Source organism: Streptomyces sp. NPDC005070 (assembly GCF_053600395.1).
Genome location: NZ_JBSFZS010000253.1, coordinates 1 through 5,563, shown reverse-complemented (window position 1 = coordinate 5,563; position 5,563 = coordinate 1). Strand labels below are relative to the sequence as shown.

Sequence of the window (5,563 nt, the reverse complement as noted above, 5' to 3'; positions counted from 1 at the left end):
GTGGGCCCGGCGGCTGGTGGCGGTCACCGGAGTGCTCGTGCTCTGCGCGCTGCCCACCGGACCGGCGGGCGCGTCCCCGGAGAACGGGCCCTCACCGGCCAGACCCCCGCTGTTCGTCTCCGACTACGGCAACAACCGTGTGGTGAGACTCGCGGGGATGGGCGACGGCCAGACGACGGTGCCCATCGACGGTGTCGTGCGCCCGACCGGTCTGGCGTGGGACGCCGCCCGCGATCTCTACGTCTCCGACACGGGCAACAACAGGGTGCTGAAGCTGGAGGAGAAGGGCGGCGCGCAGTCCACCGTCCCGACGGTCGGCCTCTCCCGTCCGCTGGGTCTCGCCGTGGACGCCCAAGGCGCGCTGTACATCGCCGACAGTTTCAACGACCGCGTCGTGAAGGTCCCCTCCGACGGGAGTGGGCAGACCACCGTCCCCACCACAGGACTGCTCCATCCCTGGGGCCTGGCCCTGGGCACCGGCGGCGACCTGTACATCTCCGATTTCGTCAACGACCGCGTGGTCAGGATCGCCGCGGACGGCAGCGGTCAGAGCACGGTTCCCACGGTCGGCCTGTCCCAGCCGACGGGCCTCGCCGTGAACGCCGCCGGGGACCTCTACATCTCGGACAGCGGCAACAACCGCGTCGTCAAGGTGTCCGCGGGCAGCGGCACGCAGAGCACGGTGCCCACCAACGGACTGAGCGATCCGCTGGGCCTCGCCCTGGACGGCCGTGGCAGCCTGTACGTGGCCGACGGTTTCAACAACCGGGTGGTACGCGTCGGCGAGACCGGCGGCGGCCAGGTCACACTTCCCGTCTCCGGCCTCAACACGCCGACCGGTCTCGCGTTCCCGCCGGCCGACAAGCGGCCCCGCCGTTCATGATCCGTCCGGTACGGGGATGTCCGCGGGCTTGAGCGGCGCGGAGCCGGCGCTGGGCCCGGGCAGGGATCCGCCGCGCAGTTCCGGGGTCTTCGCACCGACCCAGAGAACCGCGAACAGGCACAGGAGGCCGCCGCTGACCAGGGCGGTGGCCCCCGAGGTCCAGCCCGCGACGACGCCGCCGCGCAGGTTGCCGAGGTTCGGTCCCGCCTGGCCGACGATCGTCTCGGCCGCCGTCACCCGGCCCAGCAGGGCGTCCGGGGTGTGGGTCTGGACGATCGTGCTGCGCGAGATCACCGAGACGGCGTCGGCGGCCCCGGCGAGGACCAGGAGCGCGAGTCCGGCCCACGGGTCACGCACCAGACCGAAGGCCGCGAGGGCCGCACCCCACAGCCCCGCCCCGCAGAGCATCACCGGCCCGGGACGCCCCAGCCGTGTGATCGTCCCGGACAGCGCGGACGCGGCGATGCCGCCCACGGCGAGCACGGACAGGAACAGACCGAGGGTGCGCGGACTGCCGCCGAACCGTTCGGTGTTGACCAGCGGGAACAGGCTTGTCGGCATTGAGAGCACGGTGGCGGCCAAGTCGGTGATCAGCGCGCCGCGCAGCGCCCGGTGTCCGGCCAGGAAACGAAGCCCGTCCAGCACCCCGTGCAGCCCGGCCCTCGACGGTTCGCCCTCGGGTGGCAGCGCGGGCAGGCCGAATGCTCCGTAGAAGGAGAGCCCGAAGGACAGGGCGTCGATGAGGTAGCACGTTCCGATGCCTGTCCAGCCGAGCAGGATGCCGCCGAGGGCCGGACCGGCGAGCATCATGGCCTGACCGCTGATCTGCTGCAGCGCCAGCCCGGCCGCCACCTGTTCCTTCGGCAGCAGCCTCGGCACGAACACACCCGCCGCGGGAGCGCCCACCGCCGAGCAGCAGGACTGCGCGGCGACCAGGGCGAGCACGCCCGCCACCGGAACATTCCCGGTGAAGCCCTGCACCGCCAGCAGCAACGAGACGGCCGCCTGGCCGACGTTCGCGTACAGGTAGATCCGCCGTCGGTCGCCACGGTCCGCCCAGGAACCGGCGAACAGCCCGAAGACCACCATCGGCAGCGCCTGCGCCAGCCCCACCGCGCCGGTCCAGACCGTGCTGTGCGCCATGTCCCAGACCTGGTACATCACGGTGACCATGGTCATGAAGCTGCCGAGCACGGACACCGTCCGGCCGATCAGCAGACGCCGGAACACCGGGGACGTACGCAGCGGCCGGACATCGATCAGGGTTCGGGTCAGGCTCATGAGGGACGGCGGGACGCGCGGGGGTCGTTCACGTCGCGCAGGGTAACCGCCACCCTCCGGCCGGGGCGAATCGTTTTCACTTCAACCGCCGCCGTTCCGGGGCCGGCACGACGAGCCCGACGTTGTCAGTACCCTCCTGCATAGTGCCAGCCATGATCAACGAACTCGACGTCATCGACTGGTCCTCGATGACCCATGCCTACGGTCCGGCGGACGAGATTCCCGGGTGGCTGAGAGCAATGGCCTCGGCCGACACCGCGATCCGCGAGGCAGCGGTCGGACACTTCTACAACGCGGTCCACCACCAAGGAGACGTGTACGCCTGTACGACAGCGAGCCTGCCGTTCCTGTTCGCCCTCGCCGACGACCCTCACACGCCGGACCGTGCGTCGATCGTCGAACTGCTGGTCAGCATCGGGCGCCATGCCGTCGAACGCTGCGAGATCCTCTACGCCGACGGACCGGACTACGCCGGGAGCGCCGTCGTCGTCCGCGAGCGCGCGGACTCCTTCGTCTCCTACGCGTCGGACGACGATCCGCTGGTGCGCCGGGCGGCCGTCGAGGGGCCGGCCCTGTTCATCGACGACGCGGGCCGAGCGGCCGCGCTGCTGCGCGACCGGATGACGGCCGAGGAAGGAGTCCCGGAGCAGTTGCCGGTCGTGGAAGCCATGGCCACACTCGCGCTGCGCGTCCCGGACACGAAGCCGACCGCGACGGCGTGGTTCGACGTTCTGGCGGGCGACGTGGAGACCGACCCGGCGGTACGGCTCGCAGCCCTCGTGCACAGGGCGCGATGCGCGCCGGAAGACATCGGTGAGGATCTCGTGCCGACGGCGATCGGGCTGTTGCGGCGGATCACGTTCGTGCCCCGGTGCGCGCAAGGCCGCGAGACCAACGGATCCGGGTCCGGGGACCGTCCCTGCACAGCGCCCGATCCCGCCCCCGCCCCCTTGGAGCCGGCAGGGCCGGCACCTGGCATGCCGCCACAGATCGCCGCCGCGTTCGAGGACCTCGACCGGCACAACCGCGTCCACTCGCCGGCCACGTCCCTGCTTCATACCCTCCACGAGGCGCTCGACTTCCGGGTGCCCGAGCGGACCGCACTGCTCACCGAGCAGCTCGGGAGCCCGGACCCCGGCATCCGCCATGACGCGATACGCATGGCCCGAAGGTTGATGACCTCATGGCGCGGCGACCACACCGATCTGCTCACCCGGGTCGCTGAGGGCCTGGCGCAGGCCGATCCGTACACCGCCGCCGAGGTCGCGGAGACCCTCGGATCGCTCGCCCCGATCGCCGAACCCGTGCGCGAGGCGCTCGCCGCGTACCTCTCGGCACAGCGCGCCGCGCACGGACCGGACGTGTGGGCCACGCCCAACCCGCAGATGCGACGGGCTCATCAGCAAGGGGCCATGGCGCTCGCCCGTCTCGGTGACCTCCGTGCACTGCCCAGCCTGCTGACGGCGTTCGACCAGGGCGTCGACACGTGGCGTGCGGTGCAGGTGGCCGGTTCGCTTCCCGCCGCCGAACAGTTGGTGCCGCGGCTGTGCCGTGAGCTCGGACGCGTCGATCTGTCGACAGAGAGGTCCGGCATGAGCACGGACGCTTTGCTGTCCGGGCTGGCCCGGCTCGGCGATCCGGCGGCGGTGCCTGCGATCGCGGAGACGCTGACCGCGGCGGTGCGGCACGAGCAGTGGAAGCCCGCGGCCTCCGCGCTGAACGCCCTCGCCGCCTTCGGGCCCGTGGCCGCCTCCGCGGAGGAAGCGATCCGGAGCTTGACCAGGGCGGGTGATCCGGACGTCCGAGTGGCCGCCGCGGCCGCCCTGTGGGCGGTGGAGGGCTCTCCCGAGGAGGTCGTGCCGCTGTTGGAGGACCTCCTCGACTCCTGTCGCAACCACGAGGCGGCCGACGTACTCGCCCGGATCGGCCCGCCCGCCTCACGCTTGCTGCCGCGCCTGCGGACGATGCTCATGGCCAGGTACGAATGGACCCGCGTGCACGCCGCCACCGCGCTGTGGGACATCGGCGGCCCGGGCGAGGCGCCCCTCGTCGTGACGACCCTGCTCGACGCGTGGCGGCAGAACGCATTCACCGCGAACCATGCCATGGCGGGCTTGGACCGGATGGGCGGTGCGGCGGCCCCGGCCGTGCCCTTCGCCCGGGCGCAACTCGCGCTCCCCCGCCGGGGCGGCCGGTTCCAGAACGTCGAGCACGACGAGGAACTGCAGCGCGTCGGCCGCGCGTTCCTCGTACGGCTCGGCTGAATTCCGTAGGGGCCGTCCCGCCGGAGCGACCGACGGCGTCAGTCCTTCCGGTGTCAGTTCTTCCGGCGTCAGGCCTTCCGACGGCGGGCCGCTTTCACCTCGTGGTGCACGGCCCAGACGTCGGCAACCGGACCCAGGTGGGCGAGCTTCTCCGGGTTGAGTACCGAGTGGATGGCCTGGATCCGGCCGTCGAGCACATCGAGGGCCAGCGTGAGCAGGATCCTGCCGTCCGGGGCGCGGAAGACCGCGCCCGGCTGGCCGTTGACCTCGTGCGGCTCGAACGTGACCTCGACCCGGGCCAGCACCGGGAAGACGGACGCCAGGAGCCGGGCCACGTTCTCCGCGCCGACGACGGCCCGGGCCAGATTCGGGGCATTGCCCCCGCCGTCCCCGACCATCTGGACGTCGGCCGTCAGCAGACTCCGCAGGGCGTCCACGTCACCGTCCTTCAGCGCGTCGAAGAAGCGCCCCGCCAGCTCCTGCCGCTCCTTGCCGTCCGCTTCGAACCGCGGCTGGCCGGCCTGCATGTGGCGGCGTGCCCGCACCAGCAATAGCCGGCACGCCGCTTCCGAACGTCCCACCGCCGTCGCGATCTCGTCGAACCCGAAGGCGAACACCTCCCGCAGCACGAACACCGACCGCTCCAGCGGGCTGAGCCGTTCCAGCAGGAGCAGGGCTGCCATCCCTGATCTTGCGTGGGTATCCCCGGCTTCAGCCGGGGAGGGAAACGCATCCTCGTCCCCGGAGGCGCGCTGCGCCGGAGTTCGCTCCGTCTCTGTTTTGACGGTCAGCCAGGCTGCTTCTGGCCTTCGATGTACTGACGGATCACGGTCAGCGGTGCACCGCCGCAGGAGCTGGCGAAGTAGGAGCGCGACCAGAACACCGCGCCCATTCCGATGTGGTTTATCCGGCCGGTGTACTCGGCCCGCAGGTAGCGGGAGCTGACGCCCTTGAGGCTGTTGATCAGTTTGGACAGGGCGATCTTCGGTGGGTAGTGCACGAGCAGGTGGACGTGGTCGGCTTCGCCGTTGAACTCGCGCAGTTCCACTTCGAAGCTGGTACAGACCTCCCGCATGATCTCTTCGCAGCGCTTGAGCATGGCGTCATCGAAGACATCGCGCCGGTATTTGGTGAC

General features: G+C 71.1%; 4 protein-coding genes and 1 pseudogene. 2 read left to right on the top strand and 3 right to left on the bottom strand.

The features are described 5' to 3' along the window. The first annotated feature begins 13 nt into the window (after positions 1–13). Complete coding sequence (locus tag ACWEBX_RS36980) at positions 14–883, top strand: virginiamycin B lyase family protein (protein ID WP_451889125.1); 870 nt, start codon at positions 14–16, stop codon at positions 881–883. On the opposite strand, the gene ACWEBX_RS36975 is transcribed toward ACWEBX_RS36980, so the two are convergent. Next, on the bottom strand, positions 878–2,164 hold the full coding sequence (locus ACWEBX_RS36975) for an MFS transporter (RefSeq protein ID WP_451889124.1): 1,287 nt from the start codon (positions 2,162–2,164) through the stop codon (positions 878–880). The two genes, ACWEBX_RS36980 and ACWEBX_RS36975, sit on opposite strands and share 6 nt — an antisense overlap. 152 nt (positions 2,165–2,316) lie before the next feature. Between ACWEBX_RS36975 and ACWEBX_RS36970 the strand changes: the two genes are divergently transcribed. Next, entirely contained in the window at positions 2,317–4,428 is a 2,112-nt protein-coding gene (locus ACWEBX_RS36970; protein ID WP_451889123.1) for a HEAT repeat domain-containing protein, read from the top strand. A gap of 68 nt (positions 4,429–4,496) precedes the next feature. Here ACWEBX_RS36970 and ACWEBX_RS36965 read toward each other — a convergent pair. Both ACWEBX_RS36965 and tnpA read right to left on the bottom strand, forming a co-directional pair. Next, positions 4,497–5,114 (bottom strand): annotated as a pseudogene (locus tag ACWEBX_RS36965) (sigma factor-like helix-turn-helix DNA-binding protein); the annotation flags it as partial. A gap of 101 nt (positions 5,115–5,215) precedes the next feature. Continuing rightward, positions 5,216–5,563 (bottom strand): IS200/IS605 family transposase (gene tnpA / locus ACWEBX_RS36960; protein ID WP_451889122.1); only part of this gene is annotated, 348 nt, incomplete at its 5' end.

Coding starts and splice junctions, on each gene's coding strand:
- ACWEBX_RS36970 (WP_451889123.1), top strand. CDS start 2,317: ATGATCAACGAACTCGACGTCATCGACTGGTCCTCGATGACCCATGCC.
- ACWEBX_RS36975 (WP_451889124.1), bottom strand. CDS start 2,164: ATGAGCCTGACCCGAACCCTGATCGATGTCCGGCCGCTGCGTACGTCC.